This is a genomic window from Yoonia maritima (assembly GCF_002933395.1).
Taxonomy (GTDB): Bacteria; Pseudomonadota; Alphaproteobacteria; order Rhodobacterales; family Rhodobacteraceae; genus Yoonia; species Yoonia maritima_A.
The window spans coordinates 382062-407731 of sequence record NZ_PKFN01000007.1 but is presented as its reverse complement, the minus strand read 5'-3'; the positions used below and the strand labels follow the sequence as shown (position 1 = coordinate 407731).

At 53.5% G+C, this 25670-nt stretch carries 26 protein-coding genes and 1 pseudogene; 10 read left to right on the top strand and 17 right to left on the bottom strand.

The features are described from left to right. The first annotated feature begins 22 nt into the window (after positions 1–22). From CYQ09_RS03425 to CYQ09_RS03415, 3 genes are all read left to right on the top strand, one after another. Positions 23–511 carry an autoinducer binding domain-containing protein gene (locus CYQ09_RS03425; RefSeq protein WP_106744036.1) on the top strand — a complete coding sequence of 163 codons (489 nt, stop codon included), beginning with the start codon at positions 23–25 and terminating at the stop codon, positions 509–511. A 46-nt stretch (positions 512–557) separates the two neighbouring features. Continuing rightward, positions 558–1601, top strand: coding sequence for a FliG C-terminal domain-containing protein (locus CYQ09_RS03420; RefSeq protein ID WP_106744035.1), 1044 nt, complete (start codon positions 558–560; stop codon positions 1599–1601). A 99-nt stretch (positions 1602–1700) separates the two neighbouring features. Continuing rightward, the gene (locus CYQ09_RS03415) at positions 1701–2588 is read left to right on the top strand and encodes a lysophospholipid acyltransferase family protein (RefSeq protein WP_106744034.1); all 888 of its coding nucleotides are present in this window, start codon (positions 1701–1703) and stop codon (positions 2586–2588) included. Here CYQ09_RS03415 and CYQ09_RS03410 read toward each other — a convergent pair. Then, a complete protein-coding gene (locus CYQ09_RS03410; RefSeq protein WP_106744033.1) occupies positions 2585–3277 on the bottom strand; it encodes a DUF1223 domain-containing protein in 693 nt (230 codons plus the stop codon). The genes CYQ09_RS03415 and CYQ09_RS03410 overlap by 4 nt on opposite strands. A 218-nt stretch (positions 3278–3495) precedes the next feature. On the opposite strand from CYQ09_RS03410, the gene acnA reads away from it, so the two are divergent. Next, positions 3496–6267 (top strand): aconitate hydratase AcnA, encoded by a 2772-nt coding sequence (gene acnA, locus CYQ09_RS03405; protein WP_106744032.1) that lies wholly within the window; start codon positions 3496–3498, stop codon positions 6265–6267. Positions 6268–6424: 157 nt separating this feature from the next. Here the strand turns inward: acnA and CYQ09_RS03400 are convergent, their stop codons facing one another. The 10 genes from CYQ09_RS03400 to yajC form a co-directional block, all read right to left on the bottom strand. Continuing rightward, complete coding sequence (locus CYQ09_RS03400) at positions 6425–7135, bottom strand: imm11 family protein (RefSeq protein WP_106744031.1); 711 nt, start codon at positions 7133–7135, stop codon at positions 6425–6427. Between the two features lie 105 nt (positions 7136–7240). Further along, on the bottom strand, positions 7241–7777 hold the full coding sequence (locus CYQ09_RS03395) for a DsbE family thiol:disulfide interchange protein (RefSeq protein WP_106744030.1): 537 nt from the start codon (positions 7775–7777) through the stop codon (positions 7241–7243). Further along, positions 7770–7913 (bottom strand): heme exporter protein CcmD, encoded by a 144-nt coding sequence (ccmD, locus tag CYQ09_RS03390; RefSeq protein ID WP_106744029.1) that lies wholly within the window; start codon positions 7911–7913, stop codon positions 7770–7772. Before ccmD ends, CYQ09_RS03395 begins: the two co-directional genes overlap by 8 nt. Then, entirely contained in the window at positions 7906–8634 is a 729-nt protein-coding gene (locus tag CYQ09_RS03385; protein WP_204353894.1) for a heme ABC transporter permease, read from the bottom strand. Before CYQ09_RS03385 ends, ccmD begins: the two co-directional genes overlap by 8 nt. Before the next feature lie 31 nt (positions 8635–8665). Continuing rightward, a complete protein-coding gene (ccmB, locus tag CYQ09_RS03380) occupies positions 8666–9322 on the bottom strand; it encodes a heme exporter protein CcmB (protein WP_106744027.1) in 657 nt (218 codons plus the stop codon). Next, positions 9319–9933: a heme ABC exporter ATP-binding protein CcmA gene (ccmA, locus tag CYQ09_RS03375; protein ID WP_106744026.1), complete on the bottom strand. Its 615-nt coding sequence runs from the start codon at positions 9931–9933 to the stop codon at positions 9319–9321. The genes ccmB and ccmA overlap by 4 nt, the downstream gene beginning before the upstream one ends. After that, entirely contained in the window at positions 9933–10286 is a 354-nt protein-coding gene (locus CYQ09_RS03370; protein WP_106744025.1) for an Mth938-like domain-containing protein, read from the bottom strand. Before CYQ09_RS03370 ends, ccmA begins: the two co-directional genes overlap by 1 nt. A 9-nt stretch (positions 10287–10295) precedes the next feature. Further along, on the bottom strand, positions 10296–11264 hold the full coding sequence (gene secF, locus CYQ09_RS03365; RefSeq protein ID WP_106744024.1) for a protein translocase subunit SecF: 969 nt from the start codon (positions 11262–11264) through the stop codon (positions 10296–10298). Position 11265: 1 nt separating this feature from the next. Next, a complete protein-coding gene (gene secD / locus CYQ09_RS03360) occupies positions 11266–12927 on the bottom strand; it encodes a protein translocase subunit SecD (protein ID WP_106744023.1) in 1662 nt (553 codons plus the stop codon). A gap of 18 nt (positions 12928–12945) precedes the next feature. Further along, positions 12946–13224: a preprotein translocase subunit YajC gene (gene yajC / locus CYQ09_RS03355; protein ID WP_106744022.1), complete on the bottom strand. Its 279-nt coding sequence runs from the start codon at positions 13222–13224 to the stop codon at positions 12946–12948. A gap of 237 nt (positions 13225–13461) precedes the next feature. On the opposite strand from yajC, the gene serS reads away from it, so the two are divergent. Beyond that, positions 13462–14754 (top strand): serine--tRNA ligase, encoded by a 1293-nt coding sequence (gene serS / locus CYQ09_RS03350; RefSeq protein ID WP_106744021.1) that lies wholly within the window; start codon positions 13462–13464, stop codon positions 14752–14754. On the opposite strand, the gene CYQ09_RS03345 is transcribed toward serS, so the two are convergent. Further along, positions 14751–15947 carry a DUF2235 domain-containing protein gene (locus tag CYQ09_RS03345; protein WP_106744020.1) on the bottom strand — a complete coding sequence of 399 codons (1197 nt, stop codon included), beginning with the start codon at positions 15945–15947 and terminating at the stop codon, positions 14751–14753. The two genes, serS and CYQ09_RS03345, sit on opposite strands and share 4 nt — an antisense overlap. A 114-nt stretch (positions 15948–16061) precedes the next feature. On the opposite strand from CYQ09_RS03345, the pseudogene CYQ09_RS18460 reads away from it, so the two are divergent. The 5 genes and pseudogenes from CYQ09_RS18460 to CYQ09_RS18240 form a co-directional block, all read left to right on the top strand. Continuing rightward, positions 16062–16382: pseudogene (locus CYQ09_RS18460) on the top strand (hypothetical protein); the annotation flags it as partial. An 87-nt stretch (positions 16383–16469) separates the two neighbouring features. Continuing rightward, positions 16470–16871 carry a hypothetical protein gene (locus CYQ09_RS03335; RefSeq protein ID WP_106744019.1) on the top strand — a complete coding sequence of 134 codons (402 nt, stop codon included), beginning with the start codon at positions 16470–16472 and terminating at the stop codon, positions 16869–16871. Then, the gene (gene tnpB, locus CYQ09_RS03330) at positions 16868–17218 is read left to right on the top strand and encodes an IS66 family insertion sequence element accessory protein TnpB (RefSeq protein ID WP_162617559.1); all 351 of its coding nucleotides are present in this window, start codon (positions 16868–16870) and stop codon (positions 17216–17218) included. The genes CYQ09_RS03335 and tnpB overlap by 4 nt, the downstream gene beginning before the upstream one ends. A gap of 774 nt (positions 17219–17992) precedes the next feature. After that, positions 17993–19591, top strand: coding sequence for a hypothetical protein (locus CYQ09_RS03325; RefSeq protein ID WP_106744017.1), 1599 nt, complete (start codon positions 17993–17995; stop codon positions 19589–19591). A 335-nt stretch (positions 19592–19926) separates the two neighbouring features. Then, positions 19927–20205, top strand: coding sequence for a hypothetical protein (locus CYQ09_RS18240; protein WP_162617558.1), 279 nt, complete (start codon positions 19927–19929; stop codon positions 20203–20205). Here the strand turns inward: CYQ09_RS18240 and der are convergent. From der to CYQ09_RS03295, 5 genes are all read right to left on the bottom strand, one after another. After that, positions 20180–21637, bottom strand: a complete 1458-nt coding sequence (gene der / locus CYQ09_RS03315; protein ID WP_106744015.1) for a ribosome biogenesis GTPase Der — start codon at positions 21635–21637, stop codon at positions 20180–20182. The two genes, CYQ09_RS18240 and der, sit on opposite strands and share 26 nt — an antisense overlap. A 50-nt stretch (positions 21638–21687) precedes the next feature. Continuing rightward, positions 21688–22983 carry a PQQ-like beta-propeller repeat protein gene (locus CYQ09_RS03310; protein WP_106744561.1) on the bottom strand — a complete coding sequence of 432 codons (1296 nt, stop codon included), beginning with the start codon at positions 22981–22983 and terminating at the stop codon, positions 21688–21690. 20 nt (positions 22984–23003) lie between these two features. Continuing rightward, entirely contained in the window at positions 23004–23660 is a 657-nt protein-coding gene (locus CYQ09_RS03305) for a tetratricopeptide repeat protein (protein WP_106744560.1), read from the bottom strand. A gap of 123 nt (positions 23661–23783) precedes the next feature. Further along, positions 23784–24983: a multidrug effflux MFS transporter gene (locus CYQ09_RS03300; protein WP_106744014.1), complete on the bottom strand. Its 1200-nt coding sequence runs from the start codon at positions 24981–24983 to the stop codon at positions 23784–23786. 66 nt (positions 24984–25049) lie between these two features. Next, positions 25050–25649 (bottom strand): exopolysaccharide biosynthesis protein, encoded by a 600-nt coding sequence (locus CYQ09_RS03295; RefSeq protein ID WP_106744013.1) that lies wholly within the window; start codon positions 25647–25649, stop codon positions 25050–25052. Positions 25650–25670 lie beyond the last annotated feature (21 nt).

Genomic DNA, 25670 nt, shown 5'->3' with positions numbered 1-25670 from the left:
CAACCGGAAAGCGAGTAACTGAATGTCACAAACGGAACTAAACATAAGTGAGATTCTGGAAAATTTGGGTGAGCTCGCCCCGGCGGGATATGCACTTGGCTTTCATATCGCCTACACTACACCAAAGTTTATGTTTCAATCATACCCTAAGGCGTGGCTCGACTACTATTCACAAAACGGACTAGTCATGTCGGATCCAATGGTAGCATGGGGATTCGAAAACACTGGGACCTGTCGTTGGTCCGAATTGGAAGATCCCGCAGGCGTCATGCAAAAAGCTGCAGACCACGGAATGACGTTTGGCATGGTTTGTACATTTAAAACTGACGATAGCCTTAGTATATGCGGTTGTGCGCGTGCAGACCGCGAATTCACAGACGACGAAATATCAGAAATATATAGCAAAGTTAAATACTTGCACTCCAACACTGCTGACAAAGCTCAGCTAACGCCGGAAACAGTTCAGCAACTGAAAAACCTATCGATTTCTTTCACACATCCTGGCTCATAAGCTGTAGCTATAACCATTCATTTACCCCGCCTTGCTAGACGGGGGTATGACACTAAAAACCCTAGACCTCAGCACGCCGGCGATTTCTCGCCGACGCAAGGCTGCAATGATCGTCCAGATGATGATCAGCGACGGCGGCAACCTGTCGTTGTCTCAGCTTCCCGAATCGCTGCAAGAACTCTTAACCGAAGAGCTTGGAGCGATTCGCCTCGTTGATCGCACGACTGTCGCGTCGGTTGCCAAAGAGTTCACGACACAGCTTGAGGCGGTTGGAATGACGGCTCCGGGCTCTCGGGATAACGCAATTAATGCTCTCTCGGAACACCTTACTCCCTCCCTTGCGGAGCGGCTTCAAGCTCAGACCGATACCGTGCGACACGGCGACCACTGGCCAATTGTGTCGTCCCTTTCAACACCACGGATCGTTGATATTATGACGAGCGAAAGCGTGGAAATAAGTGCAGTTGTACTATCAAAACTCCCGGTGGGAAAAGCAGCAGAGGTTCTTACAAAAACTCCCGGAGAGCGCGCGCGCCGGATAACATATGCGATGTCACTTACCGCTAAGGTGGCACCCGACGTTGTCCACCGTATTGGGCAGTCCCTCGCCAAAAATTACGCAACCCCTGCCAATCGCGCCTTTGAAAATGCACCGGTCGAACGATTGGGTGCTATATTGAATTCGACCGTCGCTGAAACGCGTGAAAGCCTTCTTGAGGGACTTGATAGCGAAAACCCTGAATTCGCCACAGATCTACGCAAAGCAATCTTTACTTTTAAAGACATCCCAGCGCGGATTAAACCTGCTGATATTTCCGCCTGCCTGCGACCAGTCGATGCAGAAACGCTTGCGCGCGCAATTGCGGCCGCTTTAGCCGACGAAGGCCCACTTTCAGCCGCTGCTGAGTTTATTTTGGGTAATGTCTCGCAACGGATGTCCGCTCAAATGCGAGAAGACGCCGAAGAAACTGGTGCAGTCAAAAAAGCAGACGCCGAAACCGCAATGTCGGCTGTGACAGCTGCAATCCGTGAATTGGCTGAAACGGGAACGATTGAATTTATTGACCCTGGTGCAAACGATAACGAATAGCGCGTGGACAGATGATAGTAATTTGAATTAATCATGACACATGAAACGGTCTCATGCGCTTCGCGCCAATTTAATCGAAATTCAGGCGTGGGTTTATAGATGAGCACGAGAAAAACACTCAAAGGGACAACGGCCGATTGGCTGGCAGATCGTGTTTTGCGCGGCCTCATCGGTACGATGCTGCGTCTCCCCTACGAACGGCGGGTACCTGCGATGGGGCACGCCTTGCGCAGTGCGGTCGCGCCTTTGGCTGGCTATCAAAAGCGTGCCGAAGAAAATCTCAAATTCATTTATCCGAACATGGCTGCCGATAAACGACGCCAAATCGCGCGCGATTGCTGCGACAACTTTGGTAGGACGTTGATCGAAAACTACGCCTGGCGGGAATTTTCAAATCATCTTAGCGGCACAGTGCCAACCGGAGACGGGCTTGAACCACTTGCTGAGGCCGCAGAAACACAGCGGCCTGTGATCTTTGTGACGGCGCATTACGGCAATCACGAAGCACCACGCCAAGTGCTAACCGCCATGGGCCACACCATTGGCGGGCTTTATCGGCCCATGCTGAACCCCTATTTCAACGCCCACTATGCGAAAACGATGACGTCTTGGGGTGGACCCGTGTTTGAGCAGGGTCGCCGCGGCACAATGGGATTTGCCCGGCATTTGAAATCCGGCGGCATGGGAACATTGCTATTTGACGTGTCAGCAAATGGCGCCAAAATACCGTTTTTAGGACAGCCTGCGCATACTGCGACATCTGCGGCTGACATCGCGATTAAGATGGACGCTTTGGTCATCCCCTACTTCGGGATTAGACAGTCAGACGGGCTTTCGTTCGCTGTCGAAGTTGAGACCCCAATTAAAACTGGAACGCCTGAAATGATGATGACTGAAATCACCCAACGGCTTGAGGCACAAATTGCACGTGATCCGGCGCAATGGTTTTGGATTCACCGACGCTGGAAAGCACGTAAAGACGGTTAACGTAGTTGGGCTGCTCCAACGATGGGCCCATGCCCGCCTTCCTGAACCAACACGACGATTGCATCGCTGCCGGGGGTCGTTGCGGTAACTTTTAGCGTACCTGCCCCATCCCACTCGGCGATTGTATCAAGCGAGCTCACAATATTTGTGTATTCCAGCTGACGGCCTGCGTTTTCACCACGCTGAATATCGACGATTGCCGTCGGAATATAGCGTATAAGCTCAACGATATAATTACTAATCTCGGTCGATGTCGCGGATATCTGAAGCTGATCATCGGTGCGGGACAATGACACTGAAACTGGATAATCGTTACGTCCATGGGCTTGAATTAAATCCATCACTTGCATTGGTCGCGATCCAATAACGCGATCAACGCCACCAATGATCATCTGTGGTGTATAAACCGTTGTCGCGCGCGCAGCGCGGGCATAGGCATGTTGGCGGGCTGTGTTCTCTGCGCTGCCAAAAATATCCGTCCAGCCGATGTAATCCCAGTAATCCACATGAAGCGCGAGCGCGATAACATCATCACGCTGTGCTAAATCATGCAGCATTTCATCCGCTGGCGGGCAAGAAGAACAGCCTTGCGACGTATATAGCTCCACGACCACCGGATCGGCTTGTGCGACAACCGGCGCGACCTGGAACGCACCAATCACAGCAAGAGTAGAGAAAATCGCACGCATTGTTCATCCTGTTACAAGTTGAATATCGGTGTAGCCCGCCCCGGCTGTAATGACCAATCAATGAATTGAGAACAGTTTGTTATGTATGTTTCAATGGCAACAGGTTGAATTGTGCACAATGGTATACACATAGTCTAACAGCCTCTTGTACGCTGTCGCGGCTTGATGCAGAAATGTAAAATAGCCTTACACAGCAATTGCCTTTGAAAGGGATAGCCATGACAATCACAGTCGGCGCAGATACAGCCAAAACACGCAAAACCCTAAGCGTTGGTAACCAGTCGGTTGCCTATTATTCGATTCCCGCCGCCCAAGCTGCTGGTTTGGGCGATTTTTCGAAACTACCCGCAGCGTTAAAAGTTGTTTTAGAGAACCTTTTACGTTTTGAAGATGACGGTTTTTCGGTGTCTTTAGACGACATCAAAGCTTTCTCTGAATGGGCTGAAAAGGGTGGTAAAAACCCACGTGAAATCGCCTACCGCCCTGCCCGCGTTCTGATGCAGGACTTCACCGGTGTTCCAGCAGTTGTTGACCTTGCCGCAATGCGTGATGGTATCGTGGCGCTTGGCGGCGACGCACAGCAGATTAACCCGCTGAACCCTGTTGATCTGGTTATCGACCACTCGGTCATGATTGACGAATTCGGTAATCCACGCGCGTTCCAAATGAACGTGGACCGTGAATATGAACGCAACATGGAGCGCTACCAGTTTCTAAAATGGGGCCAAGGTGCGTTTAATAACTTTCGCGTTGTGCCACCGGGCACAGGTATCTGTCACCAAGTGAACCTTGAATACCTTGCACAGACTGTTTGGACTGACAAAGACCAAAACGGCGTCGAGGTTGCATACCCTGACACATTGGTCGGCACTGATTCTCATACAACAATGGTGAACGGTCTTGCTGTTCTTGGTTGGGGTGTTGGCGGTATCGAAGCCGAAGCCGCGATGCTGGGACAGCCTATTTCGATGCTCATCCCCGAAGTTGTTGGTTTTGAGCTAACGGGCGAAATGGTTGAAGGCACCACAGGGACTGACCTTGTTCTAAAAGTCGTCGAAATGTTGCGAGAACTTGGCGTTGTCGGCAAATTCGTCGAATTCTTCGGCGAAGGTCTGGATCGTCTGCCACTGGCCGACCGCGCGACAATCGCAAACATGGCGCCAGAATATGGCGCGACTTGTGGCTTCTTCCCAATCGACAACGAAACACTGCGTTACCTGCGGAATACTGGCCGTGACGAAGACCGCATTGCGCTGGTCGAAGCCTACGCCAAAGAGAACGGTTTTTGGCGCGACGCGGATTACAACCCAGTCTACACAGCGAAACTTCACCTTGATATGGGGACAATCGTTCCCGCGATCTCGGGTCCAAAGCGCCCACAAGATTACATCGCGCTAACCGAAGCAGCAGGCGCATTTGGGAAATACATCAGCGGTCAGCGCCCAGAAAAAGCCGTACCCCCAGCTGAAAAAATCGATATGGCATCAGAGGGAGGCCCGGTCGCCCCCCACCATATCCCAGGTGACGAAGGGCATCATAAAAGCCAAAAAGTCGAAGGCGAAGACTATACACTACATGACGGCTCAATCGTGATCGCGTCGATCACATCATGCACTAATACATCCAACCCATATGTGATGATTGGGGCCGGGCTGGTTGCACGCAAAGCTGCTGCATTGGGCATGAACCGGAAACCTTGGGTCAAGACATCGCTCGCGCCGGGGTCACAGGTCGTGTCGGAATACCTAGAGGCCGCAGGTCTCCAAGAAGATCTTGACAAAATTGGGTTCAACTTGGTCGGCTATGGCTGCACGACATGTATCGGCAACTCTGGCCCAATCCAAAAGGAACTGTCTGATGCCATCGCCAAAGGTGACCTGATCGCAACCTCCGTCCTATCTGGTAACCGCAACTTCGAGGGACGTATTTCACCTGACGTGCGCGCCAACTATCTGGCCTCTCCGCCGCTTGTTGTCGCCTATGCGCTGGCCGGTGATATGAATATCGACATCACCAAAGACCCAATCGGGCAAGACCGCGATGGCAATGATGTGTACCTAAAAGACATCTGGCCAACCAACCAAGAAATCAACGAACTGGTTGAAAAAACAGTCACCCGCGAGGCGTTTATCAGCAAATATGCTGACGTCTTTAAAGGCGATGAAAAATGGCAGGCCGTTCAGACACCTGATTCTGAAACCTACGACTGGCCAGCCGCATCGACATACGTTCAAAACCCGCCCTACTTCCGCGGCATGTCCAAGGATGCAGGCACAATCGAGAACGTTGAAGGCGCAAAAGTTCTGGCTGTCCTTGGCGACATGGTCACAACCGACCACATCAGCCCTGCGGGTTCGTTCAAAGACACGACCCCTGCCGGTCAGTACCTGATCGAACGTCAGGTGCCTGTGCGCGAATTTAACTCTTACGGGTCTCGTCGTGGTAACCACGAAGTCATGATGCGCGGCACATTTGCCAACATCCGCATCAAGAACGAAATGCTGGACGGCGTCGAAGGTGGTTACACCAAAGGCCCAGATGGCAATCAGACTTCGATCTTTGATGCCGCGATGGAGTACCAAGACGCAGGCACACCGCTTGTGATCTTTGCGGGCGAACAGTACGGCGCGGGGTCTTCGCGTGACTGGGCAGCCAAAGGTACGGCCCTGTTGGGTGTCAAAGCGGTCATCGCAGAAAGCTTTGAACGTATCCACCGTTCTAACCTTGTTGGTATGGGCGTTGTTCCATTCGAATTCACTGGTGGCGACAGCCGTAAAACGCTTGGCCTGACTGGCAAAGAAACAGTGACCATCGAAGGTCTGGATGCCGTGAAACCGCTGCAGGAAATGACTGCACAGATCACAATGGCAGACGGCACTACCAAAGAGATCACGGTCAAATGTCGGATCGATACAGCGGTCGAAATCGAATACATTGAAAACGGCGGCGTACTGCACTATGTTCTGCGGAACTTGGCAAAAGCGTCTTAAAATAAAAAGAGGCCTCGGCGGAAACGCCGGGGCCCATTCAAGGCCATATTTTCGCGTTCAAGCCCAGATATACAGAGAAAAACAGCTTTCGTAGCCGCAGATAGGGTGTCATCAAGCGGCCAAAGAGGTTGCAAAGCCGAAGACTCCTGATGCGCAATCAGGGAACGTCTTTCAGCTTGTAAAGCTTAGAGCCTGTGAACCCCGCCTTTTTAAATGCCGCTGCCATTTCGTCAGACATACACATCTCCGGAGCACCAAGTAGGCGCTCCTTCCAAAGATGCGCGGACCCAATCACGGATCGGGACATCGCGAGACCTGAGCAGAGCTTACTTTCTGGGAAATTAACATAATATGCGAACTCACTTGGATGCTCCCAAGACCCTTCATCACTTTCATCCGGCTGAAAGCATTCCAGATAGCGTCCAAAGCGGATCGTGTAATAGAGTTCGGGCCATTCTTCCCCTTTAGGCAACGTGATCCGAACAGGCCAAAAATCATGGACCCCGGGCTCAAGCGCTTCGATGGCAGTTTTTAATTCTTCGCTCACGGCACGATACCCAAGCTGCATCATCGCGCTCAGCCCTTTGGATGGCTTCTTCGCCAAGCGAAACTCTTTAGGTGCTTCATGATCCAACACAGGGCCAGCAGGCGGCAGGCCATCCTTTATATAACCCGGCTCTTTCGTGAATTTTTTGGTTACATATGCAGAATAGTCGATATGTTTGCCACCGCTGTTCTCAAAAGGCTCTTTGTCCGCATCGCTCATTACTTCGTAGTAGTAATGTTTTAGCCCTTCGTCATAGCCCACATATTCACCATCAGGCAGATAGCTACCAAAACTCGTTGATTCATAGATACCCCAGGTCATCCGCTCTCTCCAAACTTCTAGACGCGACCACGTGGGGTGATACGCACAGTTTTCTTAACAACATTCGATAAAGGTCTGGCCTGTCCGCTTATCTGCCTTTCGGCACTACTCCACCGCCTTGATCAACTCCGGCAAAAACCGCTGCTCATAGTCCGACCCGACCAGCGGACCGACGAACCGGAACAGCACAGTTCCATCGCCATCCACGATGAATGTCTCGGGCGGTGCGGTGACGCCCCAGTCGATGGCCACTCTGCCCCGCAGGTCAAATCCTGTGGCAAAGAATGGGTCTTCGTAATCTGTTAGATAGGCAGACGCCTGATCCTGCGCATCGCGGAAATTGACACCTGCGATCCGGTATCCTTGTTCCGCAAGCTCTAACAGTTGCGGATGCTCGGCACGGCAAGGCGGGCACCAGCTCGCCCAGAAATTCACCAGTGTGATTTCACCACTGCGTAGGTCGGCATCGGTAAGTTGCTGGGTCCCATTTACGGCCTCGACCGGAACGGCGGGTGCTTGTTGTCCAATGAACGTGGACGGCAGATCATCGTTTTTTCCTTGCCACATGCTCACCGCGAACATGCCTGCAAGTGCGGCAAAGATCGCCGGTGGCAGGATCATTAAAGGCGATATTTTAGCCATTGTTTTCAATCCGTTCCAAAGCAGCCCGCACGCGAACAGACTGACGCCAGCTTAGCAGAACGACGACGGCCAACAGCCCAAGGCTCACACCATAGGCAGCAAGGACTTCGACTGCATATTTTCCCAAATCAGGCACGGCGCGCCCTCGCTTCTAGGGCCCGGATACGACGGGCACGGATTTCAGTACGTGTGCGCAACAGCACCAGCCCAATAAACAACAGGACAAACCCAGCGATGCAAATCACTAGCGGTTGCCAGAAAACGTCTGATACGTTTTCCTCTTTATCGAGCGACAGCGACGCCCCTTGATGCAGCCCTTGGTTCCAGAAATTCACCGCGTAGCGCGACAAGATCGCAAAGATCGACCCGACCATGCACAAGACAGAAGTTAGATCAGCAGCGGTGTCCGGGTCTTCGATCGCTTCCCAAAGGGCGATGTAGCCAAGGTAAAACAGAAATAGGATCAGAAATGACGTCAGCCGCGGGTCCCACGCCCAATAGGTGCCCCACATCGGCTGCCCCCAGATAGCGCCAGTGAATAACGCGATCAGCGTCATCGTCAGGCCCACAGGGGCCGCCGCACGCGCCGCCAGTGCCGACACGTGGTGCCGACGCACCACCCAGATCAGGGATGCCACCAGCATCATGATCCATGCGTTAATCGCCATCAGCGCAGCAGGGACATGCAGGTAGATAATCTTGACCGTCGATCCTTGCCGATAGTCGTCAGGCGTAAAGAAAAAACCCCAGACCAAGCCCACAATCAGGCACAGCGCGGCCAGCCCAAATGCATAGGGCAGCACGGGCGCGGTCCAGCCCATAAACTTTTTCGGATTTGCATATTCCCAGATCGACATTTCGATTACCTATCCTGCCCGTTGCGCCCGATCAACGCAGATTGATGCGTAACGTGGCCGCAGTCACGAAGGGCAACACCGCAAAGCTACCTGCCGTAATCATACCAAGCAGGATCAAAGCGCCAGTTGGGTCCAAACCGTCAGCGCCACGTCGCACGGCCTCTGCCCCGAAAATCAACGTCGGAACGTAAAGTGGCAACACGAGTAGCGACAAAAGCAATCCTCCGCGACGCAGCCCGACTGTCAGCGCCGCGCCAAACGTCCCGATCATCGACAGCGCAGGCGTTCCCAACAACAGCGACAAAAGTAGGTATTTGTAGGCTTCTGGCGCGAGCGACAACAGAAACCCAAGCGCGGGCGCCGCCAACGTCAGCGGCAGTCCCGTCGTTATCCAATGCGCGAGCGCCTTGGCCAATGCGGCCCCCTCTAAAGGCAACGGAGATGTCGCGAGCAAGCCCAGCGACCCATCCTCAAAATCCAACGCAAAGATGCGGTCAAGAGAAAGAAGGGCCGCCAAAAGTGAAGCCACCCATAAAATCCCTGGCGCAATTCGCGATAGCAATTCGGTCTGCGGGCCCACCCCAAGTGGAACAAGGACAACGACGATCAGAAAAAACGCGAGCCCTAGTCCAAACCCTCCCCCTGCCCGTACCGCAAGCCGTAGGTCACGCAGGAGCAAAGCGATCACAAGAACGCCTCGTCTGTGGCACCACCTGCCTCTGGCGCGGATTTGAATGGCGTCAGGTCGAGTTCAGGCGCTGTAATGCCAAGGTCAATATGCGTCGCAATCACAGCTACACCACCGCTGGCAAGGTGCTTGTCTTGCAGCCAGTCGGCGAACAATCTAACCGAAAACCCGTCAAGCGACACAGTGGGTTCGTCTAAGAATAGCACTTTGCGCCCGATCACGCCAAGACGCGCCAACCCCAGCCGGCGTTTTTGCCCAGCCGAAAGAGTGCCTGCAATACGCTCTCGCAAATCGGCCAAATCGAATGTGTCCCAAATATCGTCGGGTACAGGCTGGCCATAGACATCGGCCCAGAAGCTCAGGTTCTCTGTGACGCTCAGCGCGGTTTTGATCCCATCGGCGTGGCTCGCATAGGCCACCTCATCCGCCGGATGGTCGACTTCGCCAGCCAAAGCGGGTTGCAGCCCCGCCAATGTCCGCAGCAACGTCGTTTTCCCGATACCATTTGGACCACGCAGGATCAGCGCCTGCCCTGCATGTACGTCAAAGCTTATGTCGCTTAGCACTGGGATTCCGCCCCGTGCACATGTCACGTTACTGACGCGCAGCATTAGACCGGGATCAGGGCGATAGCGACGCGGCGCCCTTCTGACAGTAGAATATTGTAGGTCCGGCAGGCGGCGGGTGATGCCATCGCTTCGACCCCGATACCGGCGTCTTCTAGCGCGGTACGAAAGTCGGCGGGCAAATGCGCGACCTCTGCGCCCGTGCCGACAAACAAGACATCCAGCGTTTCAGCCTGATCTAGCAAAGTGGCGGTATCTTCATAACCGCCCCACGCCTTTACCCCAGTCGCAAATGCCGCAACTGGGCCCTCATGTTTCGTGCCTCCGATGCGAAAGAAACCCGGACCATATCCATCGACCGGGGTCGCATCGTTATAGTTGATTTCATTCAAACGCATCGGGCATCCTTACTGATCTAAGTGCGCATAGCGCGTGCCAGCGGCTGGATCCTTTTTGGACCAGTCGCGTTTCACACCCAGCACAAGCAGAATAGTCGAAGCAACAAAGATCGATGAATAGGTCCCGATGACAACGCCCCAGATCATCGCAAAGACAAACCCGCGGATCACATCACCGCCAAGAACATACAATGACACAAGCGCCAGCAAGGTGGTGACCGATGTCATCAATGTCCGGCTAAGTGTTTCGTTGATCGACAGGTTCAGCACCTCTTTGAGGTCCTTTTGTTTGTATTTGCGCAGGTTTTCACGCACCCTGTCAAACACGATCACAGTGTCGTTGATCGAATAACCAACGATCGTTAACAGCGCGGCAATAATCGCGAGGTCAAATTTGATCTGCAATTCTGAGAAGATACCAATTGTCAGTAATACATCATGCACCAACGCCAACACAGCACCGACCGCGAACTGCCATTCGAACCGCATCCAGATATACAACAAAATCGCGGCAACGGCCAAAGTCACAGCCAAAATCGCGGTATTAATCAATTCGCCTGATACTTTCGGACCAACGGATTCAATCGACTGAAACGTGATTGTCGGATCAAGCCCAACCAGCGCTGATTGGATTGCGTCGACGGTGTCAGACGCGATCCTCTCATCGCCCTCTTGGGCTTGAATACGGATCATTGCGACGTGCTGATTATCCGCAAAGCTTGGATCGTTGACCTCTGCGATAGAAATATCGCCAAGCTCTAACGGCTCGAGCGCGCCGCGGTAGGCCGCGACATCGACTGCGACCTCAGACTGGGTACGAATGCTTGTCCCGCCTTGGAAATCGATCCCAAAGGCAAGCCCTTGGATCAGAAACGACCCAAGCGCCACGACCATCATGACCAGCGATATGCCAAGCCAAATCCGTGCCTTACTGAAAAAGTCGATGGAGGTATTATCGCGTACAAGTTTCAAGCGCATTTTAAACCTTAATTGTCTTAGGACGGGCGCGGGCAAACCAGATCACGATCAGTGATCGGGTTACAAAGATGGCGGTAAAGACCGACGTAACGATACCAAAGCCCAAAGTCACAGCAAAACCACTAACCGGGCCAGACCCGATCACGAACAAGATCACCGCAGTGATAAAGGTGGTGATGTTCGCATCAATGATCGACGACAAGGCTTTTTCATAGCCAAGTTCAATGGCGCGTGCCGCACCTTTGGCAGTCTTCAGTTCTTCGCGGATACGTTCAAAAATGATGACGTTGGCGTCGACGGCCATACCAATGGTCAGCACGATACCTGCAATGCCGGGCAGCGTCAGCGTGGCACCGATGATCGACAGCAGACCAAAGATCAGGCCGACGTTGATGATGAGCGCGATGTTCGCGAACAGGCCAAACAGGCCGTAGCTTAGAACCATAAACACAAGGATCGCGATACCTGCAACCATGCAAGCAACCTTACCAGCGTCGATGCTGTCTTGGCCAAGTTCAGGGCCAACAGTGCGTTCTTCAAGAACGGTCAATGGTGCAGGCAGCGCCCCTGCGCGCAAGAGGATCGCAAGATTAGTTGCTTCTTCGACAGTGAAGTTACCCGTGATGATACCCGAACCGCCCGGAATGTGGCTTTGGATACGCGGCGCAGAGATAACTTCGCCATCCAGAACAATCGCAAACGGTGACCCGATGTTTTCTAACGTGTAATCACCAAATTTGCGGGCCGCAGTTGTGTTAAAGCGGAAAGCAACAGCAGGTGATCCATTTTGGTCAAAATCAAGCTGCGCATTTTCTAGATCTTCGCCTGTTACAACGGCGCGCTTTTCAAGGATGTAAAACAGACCTTCGTTTTCTGCGTCAGGTGCTAAGATATTACCAGTACCGGGTGATTGCGCAGGGTCGCTTGAGCTTCCTAAAACGGAATTGAACGTCAGCTGGGCAGTAGTACCAATTAGATCGATGACCTCTTGTGCGGAACCAACCCCGGGAACTTGGATCAACACGCGATCCGTGCCTTGGCGTTGAATGGTGGGTTCGCGTGTACCAGCTTCGTCGATACGACGACGCACGATTTCCAGCGTTTGCGCCATCGTGCGGTCGTTCATGGCGACTTGCTCTGCTTCGCTGAGCTTAATCGTCAAAACCGGCCCGTTAATCGACACATCCAGATTGCTACCTGCCGCCCCTGTCAGGGATGTCACCGGGCGACCAAGACCGCGCACCAGTTCCAACGCACGTGTTGCGCCATCCGTCTGGGAAATGCGCACACGCAATTCATCAGCTGGGCTGTCATCACGTGTCACAAAGCCAACAGTGTCACGTTCAGCAGCAAGTGTATCACGTACTTCTGGCCAGAAACCTTCTAGATATGATCCATGCACATCTTCCAGCGCGACCTCGACCAACAAATGCGCACCGCCGCGCAGATCAAGGCCAAGGTTCACAAGACCCGAAGGCAATACGTTTGGCCACTGGGCCGCATCCGCTTCAAGCGCGGCATTGGCCTGCCCACTATCTATGACAGCGACCGCGTCATTATGTGTTTCTACCCGCGTATAAAACGCATTGGGCATCGCAAACAGCAAGCCAAGAACAACAGTTCCCCAAATCAGGATCTGCTTCGGCATCGAAATATTCAGCATGACGCGGCCCTTCGGCGGTTAGGATTTCGCCGGTTCGGTTTTGTTCAGAACGGTTGTAATAGTTGATTTCACCACACGGACATTCACGCCGTCAGCAATTTCAACTTCAACTTCGTTGTCGTCTTTCACTTTAACCACTTTACCCTTCACGCCACCTTGGGTCACGATCTGGTCGCCACGGCGTAGTGCCTCAAGCATTGTTTGATGCTCTTTCAGCTTTTTCTGCTGTGGACGGATCAGCAAAAAATACATGATCCCAAAGATCAACAGCAGCATTATCAGGTCTTGAGGTCTCATTTCGCAATCCTTTAAATTCGCAAGGGCCGTACGACCCGAAAGTCGCGGCACGTTACTGGCGAGATAAGCAATTAGCAACCAGATGCAAGGTTATATCAAGGCCAGCCAAGCAATTTGAAGGCACGTTCAATGCCCCCACCAAGCCAGAGGCAATCAATGTATGACAATTGTGGGTTCACATGGTGTTAGTGATAGGGCATATCACGCGCAGAATTAACGCCAAAAAGGACCGATGCTATGCACGATATTCGCGCCATCCGTGACAACCCCGCCGCTTTTGATGCGGCTCTGTCTCGTCGTGGGATCTCTGCTGCATCGTCCGAAATTCTGGAGCTCGACGAGGCTCGTCGCGCCAAGATCTTGGCAGCAGAGACCGCACAGGCCGAAGCGAACAAAGCCGCGAAAGAAGTCGGCGCCGCTAAAGGTCGGGGTGACGAAGCAGAATTTGAACGCCTGCGTGCTTTGGTTGCTGAAAAGAAATCTCAAATCGCCGCACTCAACGACGAAGCGAAAGCCCAAGATGCTGCGCTAAACGATCTATTGATGCGCATTCCGAACCTGCCAGACGAAAGCATTCCGGACGGCGAAGACGAAGAAGACAACGTCGAAATCAAACGCGAAGGTGACCCGCGCAACTTTAGCTTTACGCCGGTCGAGCATTACGACATCCCCGGCATCCGTCCGGGTATGGATTTCGAAACCGCTGCAAAGCTATCCGGTAGCCGCTTTGTGCTGTTGTCAGGCGCCGTCGCGCGCCTGCACCGCGCGCTTGCGCAGTTCATGCTTGATACACATGTCGACGAACATGGTCTGACCGAAACCATCACCCCTGTGCTGGTGCGCGAAGAAATGATGTACGGAACGGGTCAGCTGCCAAAATTCGGCGAAGACAGTTATCAAACCACAAACGGTTGGTGGCTTATTCCTACGGCAGAGGTCACGCTTACCAACATCGTTAACGGTGTGACCATCGAAGAAAGCTACCTGCCCCGCCGCTATGTTGCACATACGCAGTGTTTCCGCTCTGAAGCTGGTTCTGCCGGTCGTGATACATCTGGTATGCTGCGTCAGCACCAATTCGAAAAAGTCGAAATGGTCAGCGTAACCAAGCCAGAAGATAGTGCGGCCGAACACCTCGCTATGACAAAGCGCGCGGAAACCATTCTTGATAAACTAGGACTGCCTTACCGCACCGTTGTGCTGTGCACGGGCGATCTGGGCGCGGGTATGCGCAAAACCCACGATATCGAAGTTTGGCTACCCGGTCAGAACGCCTACCGTGAAATCGCGTCCATCTCGGTTGCTGGTGATTACCAAGCACGCCGCATGAATGCGCGTTTTAAACCTGCGGCAGGCGGCAAGCCTGAATACGTTCACACTTTGAACGGCTCTGGCCTTGCTGTCGGGCGCTGCTTGATCGCCGTCGTCGAGAACGGCCAGCAAGAAGACGGCTCTGTTGATCTACCAGCCGTATTGCACCCCTACTTGGGTGGCAAAACACGCATTTCTGCCGACGGCCAACTGGTCTAATCAGGCGGGAGCAGATCATCACTGGTGATCTGCTCGTGCAACTTAGTCATGACTTTGGCCAGCGTTTTGGGCTGATAGTCCTTGTCACACGCGATCCGATCCAACGTGATCTGACTGACATCTTCGACCCGTGTCGGGCCATCACGATCAATAGCGCTCCATAGCATCGCCTTCTTCATCAGCCCGATCCGGGTTTGATTCATCAACGGTTCGCGAATATTTCGCGTGTCACGCACGCGGTCCAACACGTTGCTATCCATCTCAAGCCCGGCACGCCCTGCCCCTTCGGCGATCCAGTCACAGGCAAACGAAGACAGCCCAACGCGGTCGCCACCGCCACCCACCGATCCATGATCGCCCGGGAACCATTCCTGCCGATATGCCCATTCCGCGCGGCGCTTTGGATCAAGCGAAACGTCAGCATCAAGGCCAAGTGCCGCGCGGTTCATTACATCCAGCTTTTCTGACCACATCGCTGGGGGAAACGTTTTGCGCCGCTCGTCAATTGCGACGGCATGGCGGGCGGATTTAACCATGCTGCTGAGGTGTGCGTCATGAAATTGATGTTTTTTGTTGAACAGCTTAGCAGTGGCCCAATGGCCCGGGACACCAAGCGCACCGACCGTATCCCAAACGCCCAGATAATTGATCCCAAGGTTGACACAGAGGTTCGGCCGGGTCTTTAGCCGCCAATTCCATTCTGCCTTGCTTGTCGCAGTATAGGGCGCGAAATCAGCGCGGAACAGAAAGCTTTCGGGATCATCTGGGTGGGTATTCTTGTCGCGCGAACGATAGCGGGACATCGCCTCACCCAAGCGGTGCACATTTTCGCGTGGCGGGATACCACAAGACCGAATGAGCCCCGCCAGAGATCGCGCGGTATAGGCGCCACGTGAGAAACCAAAGATGTAGATTTCATCGCCGGGTTCATATGCAAAGACAACACTGCGATATGCGTCCTCGATGTTTTCGACCATACCCAAGCCCATAGCACCGCCCAGCGTACGATCAAGCCAACGTGCCACCTTGTTTGACCCGCGCCCTGTGCCGACACCCAGTACATAAAATACTTCTTGCTTGCGACCGTCTTCGGCCGTGTGTTTTACCGCCTGCGCAAGACGTACGACGTTGGTCGGGTGTTCTGCATCATGGCGGTTCCATGTGCCGTCGCAAAAAATAGCAATCCGTTTCATAATAAATCCATCCCCATAAATAGTGATATGTTCGGAAAAACCGCTATTTACTGGCAAGTCTGCAATTCCCTACCCTGCATTTGATTTTTACAAACGTGATCTAAATCGTGATATATGAAGAACATGCGCGCAATATTGACACTCATCCTGACCTTAACGTTTGTAGTATCGCCCTTCCTGACCAGCCCTTTTTCGGGGTTTACGGCTGATCAGCTGCCTATCCCGCAGATCAAACCGCCAATCCAACCTGCAGGTTACGCTTTTGCAATTTGGGGGGTGATTTACGTATGGCTGGTAATTTCTGCCGTTTACGGGCTTTGGAAACATAAGAATGATCCCAGGTGGGACCGCGCCCGCGCACCCTTGATCGTCAGCCTTGCCGTGGGCACGCCGTGGCTCGCCATCGCGAACCAAAGCGCAATTTGGGCGACCATCCGTAAGCGTTGCATCTGGGGCCCGAAACAGCCCCCACAACACGTATCACTCTGTGCAATAATGCCTCAAAACAAATGAGGTTACAGCATGGTTCATTCAGGACAGTCCTTCGAAGTCTACGGTTTCAAAATCGAAGTCCACGCCGGCGGCCGTCGCGTTTGGCCGCCTAGCTTCAAGCGTTTCGTCAAAGAAGGCCTCGACAGCGGCAAACTGGTCCTCGCCGACGTCATGAAGGAATGTAACGTCTCACAGTCGCTGGTCTACAAATGGCGGGCGGACGTCAAAGCTTCGCGGATCAGAACGACGACAGCAACGGAAGATGCATTCTTTTCAGAGATTGTGGTTGACGAAAACCAGCCAACTGACCCACTGACCAATCAAACTAAAGAGATACTTCTGCGCGGGCGCGAAATCGAGGTTGCCCTTCCCTCCACTTATCCGGTCCCCGACTTGATCAAAGTTATTCTGTCGCTAGAAGGCCGCGCGTGATTTCGCCCTCTGGAAATTTCAAACTCTACCTCGCTTCGAAGCCAGTGGATTTTCGTAAGGGGATGGATGGGTTGGCAGCAATCGTCATGAATGAGTTTGATTTGGATCCGTTCAGTGGCGCAATTTTCATTTTTCGTTCCAAGCGATCTGATCGAATGAAGTTAATCGTCTGGGACGGAACCGGCTTGGTGATGACGTACAAGCGGATCGAAGGCAGTGGATTTGTCTGGCCCCGCATGACGGATGGTGTGATTACGATCAACAGATCGCAATTCGAGGCCTTGTTTGAGGGATTGGATTGGCAGCGCGTCGTTCCAAGGCATGTTCGGAAGCCGATTGCTGTCTGAACTCTCAAAGCGGTCGTTGGTGCAACACGCAGCTAAGGTCGGAAGAGAGCCCACAGCGGAAGCCTTCATTTTTCGCTGCGCGCGCTCGCAGCGCGGAAATCTCTGCAAGTGCGCATCCTAGCGTGCTGCAGCGCCGCGATAGATCCGGTCATTCGTTGGCGGCGGAGCATAAATGAAGGGTCGAACTTAAGTGTCGCGGGACAGAGCTGCATTTCGCTGCTCGCAGGTGAGTGACTGGTTAGGTCACTCCGACTAAGAAAACCGCGTCAGCGTTTCCTTAGTGACGATCAAAATACGGCACTTCGTAGTTCTCGTAACGAAGTGCGGCCTCTTGTTCCAGCTCAGCACTTTTCGACGTGCTGCCAAAATCATTTTTACGCAGTTTATGAACAAAGCCCCGTCGAGATGATTTCTCACAGCCCCATGTAGTAAGAAAATTCTGTCGCAAAGGACGACAACTCGCAACCAAAGTACGAATGTCTGTAACTCATTCATAAAGGACTGTTACGAGGAATTACTATGATATTCTTCGCCATGACAACCGAGCAACGATGGATAATATCAGCGTACAATCGCCAGCTTTGCACGTGATATAGGATATCAATCGCAATGTATGCATAAACCTTGCACAACCATGAGGCAAATTTCCGAGCGTGAACAACTCTTTTTGATCAAAGCTCTTAACACAAAACCACAAAATGACGACTCACAATGTGACGCGCAAAGTCAGCGTATGCCGCGCGGCATCCTGATAAACCTTCGCAGAAAGTCCACATGAAAAACGTTATCCTTCCACTGATCGCAATGGCAGCCCTTGGCGGCGGCACCTATTATTACATCTCGCTGCCTAAGCAGCCACCGATCGCACACAACGAAAACGTGCGGGCGATCTACAGTCCTGCGCTGGCGTTGGGCGAACATGACTATGGCAGTCTGATTGCGCAACAGGATCAATTTGGCAGCGCGGTCGCCTTGCGCGGTCATCTGCTGCTTGTCGGGGCCCAAGAGGCCGATCACGACTACAAGAACATCGGTGAGGCGGGCCTCGCTTATCTCATCGACACCCGCGATGGCACGCTGCTACAGACATTCAGAATGCCCGAAACTGTCGATGAGACAGCACCAACAGAGCGGTTGCACGACGGCTATGTGAACTACAGCCCCGGATTTGGCAGTGCTGTCGCTATGAACAGCAAATACGTGCTCATTGGCGCACCAAGTGCGGCACAGACGGATGGCGCTGCTTACTTGTTTGACTTGAACACAGGCGAATTCGTGCACCGGTTCTCTAACCCCGATATGGTTCATGCCGCCTGGTTCGGGGCAAATATCGCCCTGTCCGAAACACAAGCCCTGATCGGCGTGGGCAATACTCACCCACGGGTGGGCTATGAACAATCCTATCTCTTCGATCTGGAAGAGCCGGATAAAATGGTGCGCATCGCGGCTGACCGCACTGACATTCGGATGGCCGATGTCTTGTCCGTTGCATTAAGCGACCAGTATGCCGTGATCGGTCGGAGCCATGAAATCGCGATCAATAGTTATGAGTACGGCGTCTACACCACCGCCGTGCAGGTCTTTGACACATGCACTGGACGGCTCGTGCAGACAATTGAACCAGAGAACTGGTACGAAACCCAGTTCGGACAGGCGATTGCACTACATGACTTCCACCTGATGATTGGCTCACCCGTAGCACTGAGTGCCGAGGCCTTGGCCCTACGCGGCGTGAACTCAGAAAACCATGATCCGCGCGGCGCGGCATACATCTATGACCTGCGCGACAGGACCCTCGTTTCAGAGTTCCGCCCCTCTGATACGGCACGACAGGAAAGCTTTGGCACAGAGGTCGCGCTAACGACCGCATATGCGGCAACATATCAAGGGGACCGTCTGATCACTTTTGACCGGGACACGCAGGATGTGCTTCTGGATGGGAACATCGGCATGGTCGAGGAATACGACCCGATCGGTCTTGCCGTGTCCGAAGGTGCCGTGGCCGTTGGCGTGCCAATGGACAATTACCAGGCTTTTCAAGCGGGCGCCGTCTTTGTCGCCGCTTTGGACACCAAAGCCGCACCATCTACCAATGCGGACACAGCGTTTGATCCGGCCTATTGCAGAACCACTTTCATGAAGCATGCCGAAAGCGCGCGCACTGCCGCCGAGATAACGCTGGCCGCCTATTCCGCTGCCGCCGCCTACCAAACGGGTGACATATCATTTGATGATGCAACAAAACTGGCAGAGGCTGCGAACTTCAACCAGCTGCGTTGGAACCTTGCCATCGAACGGGGCGAGATGAGCGACGTGCAACGCGCCGTCCAGAACCTCAATGAAATCCAGGACGTCCTGAACAGTCTGGACTAAGCGGGTGGAAGATAAGGGAATGTTGGATTTCGGATGGATGTTGGCATCACGTTACAACACTGGCCTTATTTTCGGATAGTTCATCAAAGCCGGCTCTTTATACAAATTGTCGTAAAGGGCGGCTTTGATGCAGGTTTAAGCAAGCGGATTTGACATGCGATCAATCGCTGTCAACCAACTATGCGAAATCTGGATATGAGCGGCTCGTCACAATCTCTAGCCGCAACGCCAACCTCTTTACGGATTTAGCAGGTCTGGTGAATAACTCTTCAAGCGAGCGTAGATCAATTCAAAATAAGGCATGCGACGCGGTTTTAAACGAATTTTCTAATAAAATGCTGACAGAAATCGGCGCCATCAAACATCTCACTCAGCAGATTCGAAACCTGCAAGACGAGATCGATGAGCTCCGGCGAACACAGGGAATTGTCGCACTGGCGACCATGCGCCATAGCCGCAGGCCAGCCTATGGGCTTGCTGTGGTTTGGGCGCTGGTGGGTATTGTTGTCGCAAACGGCACCGCCCCTCTTGGTGTCAGCATTCTGGCAGGCATCGGGGCGGTGGTGTTGTTGGGACTAAGCGTCGCGTCTAGCGGTCACTCGGTCCCTTCTTAAGGTGCTTCGATAGACGTGAAGGCTGCGAAGACTTCTTGTCTTTGTATGGGTTCTTGTCGCCCTGATCGCGCAGGTACAGGCGAATTGGCGTACCCGGCATATCAAAGTCGACACGCAAGCCATTGATAAGATAACGCTTATAGCTTTCCGGCATCAAATCTGGGTGCGAGGTCATCACAACAAACGCTGGCGGACGCGTCTTTACTTGGGTCATGTAACGCATCTTGATGCGCTTACCGCCCGGCGCGGGTGGCGGGTGCTGTTCCAGCATCCCAACAAGCCAGCGGTTCAAGTTCGCGGTGCTCACGCGGCGGTTCCAGACATCATGGGCGCGCATGATGGCCTGCTGCAAACGATCAATCCCCTTGCCTGTCTTCGCAGACACAGTCACCAGTGGCGCACCGCGCAGCTGTGGCAAGTGACGTTCAAAGCTTTCGCGCAGTTCTTTCAGCTTTGTTTGCTTTTCGTCTTCGATGTCCCACTTGTTCACCGCAACAACCACGGCTCGGCCTTCGCGCTCGGCCAAATCGGCGATGCGCAGATCTTGCTGCTCAAACGGGATTTCAACGTCCAACAGGACAACGACAACTTCGGCGAATTTAACAGCGCGCAGACCATCGGAAACCGACAGCTTTTCTAGCTTTTCCTGAACCTTGGCCTTTTTACGCATACCAGCGGTGTCAAATATCCGCATGGGCACCCCGCCCCAGTCTTGCTGGACGGAAATCGCATCGCGGGTGATACCAGCCTCTGGGCCGGTCAGCAGGCGCTCTTCGCCGATGATCTTGTTGATCAGCGTGGACTTGCCCGCGTTTGGACGACCAACAACAGCGATCTGAAGCGGCTTGGCATTTGTTGGAACACGTGGGGCGTCTTCGTCGTCTTCACCAACGTCGACATCAACCTCTGGCGCGTCAGCGGCAGCGCGTTCTTCGTGTTCGTCATAGATCGGGCGCAACATATCCATCAATTCGCCCATGCCTTCGCCATGCTCCGCAGACATGCGGATTGGTTCGCCAAGGCCAAGCGAATAAGCCTCTAGGATTGTTGCATCGGCGGCTTTGCCTTCGCCCTTATTCGCGGCAAGGATGACGTTTGCGTTTTTCTTACGCAGGATTTCGGCGAAAACCATATCGGCAGGTAGAACACCCGCACGGGCATCAATCATGAACAGGCAGACGTCAGCCATTTCAACGGCGCGTTCTGTAAGGCGGCGCATACGGCCCTGAAGGCTGTCGTCGGTGGCTTCTTCCAGACCCGCACTGTCGATCACGGTGAATCGTAGATCAGCGATCCGCCCCTCGCCTTCGCGTAGGTCGCGCGTTACCCCCGGCTGGTCATCGACCAAAGCCAGCTTTTTGCCAACCAAACGGTTGAACAGCGTGGACTTGCCCACATTGGGACGACCCACAATAGCAAGGGTAAAACTCATCTTTTCGGCTCCTGACGGATGTTGAGGCCCGCCGATACACCAATCAGCGCCTAACGGAAAGCATGCAATTTGCCGTCTTTGCTGACAACATACAGCGTTTGCCCAGCAACAACAGGTGCAGACGCCGCGCCACCGGGTAAATCAATGGTCCCAATGAGCGCACCAGAGGTCGGATCAAACTGTCGGATAAAGCCATCTGAAGATGTCACAATCAGACGTCCACCAGCCAGAACAGGGCCATAATGTGCATAAACACGGCGCTGACGGCTTGTTTTGCCCTCGGTAAAGTTTGGCAGATCGACGCGCCAAACTGGGTTCCCTGTTTCGGCGTCTAGGCGCACAAGTTCGTTCAGGTCATTGACAACGAAAACGGCATCACCAACCGGCCATACAGGGCTAAGCGCGCCCTCGGATGCAGTCCAAATGCGACTTCCGTCCTTCAAATTGAGCGCAACGATTCGGCCACCAAAGTTCCCGACATAAACACGGTTGCCCGCGATCACTGGATCACCTGCGATATCGCTGACCAACGATGCGGCGCGGCCGAGGCGATCACCAGAAACGACCGCGGACCAGCGACGAATACCGCCAGCTGGATAAGTTGCGATGACTTCACCTGATGGGAATGGCAAGATAACCGTATCACCCGAAACAGCAGGTGACGCGCCACTATCAAAATTCGCAACCGAAGGCGTGCCATTTTGCTGCCAGCGAATGCGGCCGTCGTTCACATCCAATGCCCAAGCCGTGCTATCACGTCCAACGACATAAACCAGATCACCACGCAATGTCGCCGACGCGTTTACCGGCGCATCAAGGTCCTGCACCCAGACAGTCGCGCCAGTCGCGGCATCAAGCGATGTGATCTCTCCAAATCCGGTGGTTGCATAAACCCGTCCGCCGCCGACCATAACCGCGCCCCCAGACGCATCAGCAGTGCGTGCGCGGGCTGGTGTCAGGTCACGCGACCACAAAGTGCGGCCATCTACAGTCGTTGCGGTTACAGTTGCGCGTGCATCGACTGTATAGACAATCCCACCTGCGACAACGGGCTCTGCTGTAATTCGGGCACGACGGCTGTCACCTGCTCCAATCGGAGCAGTAAACAAAGGTGTAAGCGTCGCACCAAGCGCTGGGTGCGTAATCTGATGCGAAGGACCACCATTACGGTCAGTCCAATCGGCATTCGCCCGTGCCTGTGGAAGACTAATGGGTTGTACAGTGTTTTCGAATACAGGCGTATCTCGTAGTGCAAACCGCTCTCCGGGGAGGATCACGTCTTCTTCGCCACAAGCAGCCAAAAGCGCGATTGCAAGGCTCGCGCCGAGAATTGTTTTTGCCGTCACGGTGCGTTCCAATCCAAGTATTATTGCGCTACTGGCTCGGGCATTGGTTCGCCCAAAGCGATCATCAAATTTTGCACGCGTTCACGCAAGCCCCGTGATGATGCAGCATCTTCTTCGATCTGACGAAATACTGCGATTGCAGCATCCGTGTCCCCACCTTCAAGGTTTGCGTAAGCAATTTGTTCCATGGCAAGCAGATAATATGGCTGACCCGGACGCGCCAAAGGTTCAAGCGCTGCGATCTTAGCAGCTGTATCGTCATTGGGCAGCATAGCGGCCTTTAAAGCGGCCAAATCACGATACATTTCTGGCGCCGTATCATCAGCGGCTAAAGCGGTCAAAATTGACGCAGCCGAATCCAATTCGCCAGCATCGACTTGGGATGATGCAGCCATCAGTGCAGCAATCGCAGTTGCATCACCTTCAATAGGCAGATCGGCAAACACTGCGGCACGGGCTTCGGCATCAGTTTCTTCCAATGCATCAAAAATTGCATCACCTGCGGCCTCTGCGCGGGCTTGGTCTTGGGCCGACCTATATTCAGTCCACGCCGCGCCACCAACAATCGCAAGCACCACAGCGACGGCAATGGGGCCGTATTTCCGCATTTGTGCATAGAGCCTGTCGCGCTTCACCTCGTCGGTGACTTCATCGATAAAACTGTCCGAGTTGCTCACCTTGGCCCCCAATTAACGCAAAACGCGATATTCTGTTTTTGCGTTCATATCGTGAAGCGGGCCAGATGGACAAGTAAGAAGGCGCCCCAAGGGGCGCCTAATCAACATTACACAGAGATTTTATCAGCCAACCGAGGCTGCCAAGGCTTCCTCTCGGGCCATGATACCAAGGGTACGCAGGGCCAAAACAAGTGCCAACACCGCACATAGTGCGATTGCGCCGATCATCGGGACGGCGGTGCCATCAAAGAACAATCCGGTGATAACCACCATAACGCCGCCGGTCACCATCTGCAGTGTTCCACCCAAACTGGATGCAAGACCGGCAATATCTCCATGTGGATCGAGCGCGACAACCATTGTCGTTGGTAAAATCAAACCAAGGCATGCGTTGGCCAAGAACAACCCAGCGATAATCACATAGAGGCTCGCGAAACCGGCAAACCCGATAAGCAGCAGGGTTACAGCGAATCCAGCGAAGCCAATAACCGCCCAGCGCATCACAGGCAGAATTCCATATTTTTCCCCAAGAGGCCCCGCCAATTGCGACGCACCAAAAAAACCCAGCGCATTGATCGCAAATGCCACACTAAACCCTGTTGGGCTTAGGCCGAATTCTTCGGTGTAAACAAAGGCAGCGCTGGCGATGAAAACCATAAAGCTGGAAAAGCCAAAGCCACCGATCAACGTTAACCCCATAAAGACTGGGTCACGCAATAATACTTTGGTACCATGCCAAAGATTGGCAAAGTTGACTTTCACCCGATGCTCAACCGGAAGCGTTTCCGGCAACACAGCGCCAACTAAGCCTAGGCTAAGCAACGCCACAAAGGCCAGCACCCAGAAGATAATATGCCAATCGCCCAGCACAATCAGACCACTCCCCGCAAGCGGAGCCAGCATGGGTGACACAGAAATCACCAGCATAATCATCGCCATCAGCTTAGTTGCCTCAGTACCGGTATGCATATCGCGGACGATTGCACGTGGGACAACCATCAATACGGCGCCCCCCATACCTTGGAACGCACGCGCTGCAATAAGCCAGCCAATCGTTGGCGCCATTGCACAACCGATAGTACCAAGGACAAAAATTCCGATACCAACATATAGCGGGACTTTACGCCCGACCTGATCAGCCCAAGGGCCATAGAACAGTTGAGCAAGGCCAAAGGCAACGAAATATGATGTCAGCGTCAACTGTACAGACGCAACATCTGCGTTCAAAGATGCAGCGATCGCCGGCATTGCGGGTAGATACATGTCGATCGCAAACGGACCAACAGCAGAAAGAAGCCCCAGAATAAGGGCAGCGCGTAACATGGGCATGGGAAGACCTGATATTGTATGAATCACCTCTACGCTATCGGGGGGCTGTCCCACTGGCAATCAGGTCAATAGCGCAGAGCCCTGTGCAAAAATGAACCAAGGCACAGCCATTGCCACGCATACAAACAAAAAACCAACCACTGCGAAAACGCCATCACGCGCGAGCATACCAATCGCCAGCAGCGATACCCCTGCCCCAATCATCGATGATGACATCGGCACCAATTCGAGCAGCGGAATCATCGACGCAGCCAAAGCGCAAATAAAATAGACGACAGGTCGCGCAGGACCAACCACAAGAAACTGCAGGCGCTGCCGCGTGACCTTATCTAACCAGCCAGCCAAACGCGCCATCGTTTTCGTCGCCCTATGTGTTTTTTCAGCAGGAATTGGGCGTCTGCATATAAATTCAGGAAGCCAGGGCTGTCCGCGTCCAAAGACACCTTGCAGCGCAATCAGAACAATTGCGATCCCGCATAATGATGAAAAGAACGGAATAGCACTCAGCGGTGAAGTGACCAGTAAGGCAGGCACGATCAATGTCGGCAAAAGCGCGCTATGCCCAAACGCACCTAATAGTTCGCCTGCCCTAACATTATCGTCAGTCACTGTCTCATCTATTTTATCGACAATGTCTGAAACCGGTGTCTCTTGCTGCATGGTGCCTACCTACGCATTGTG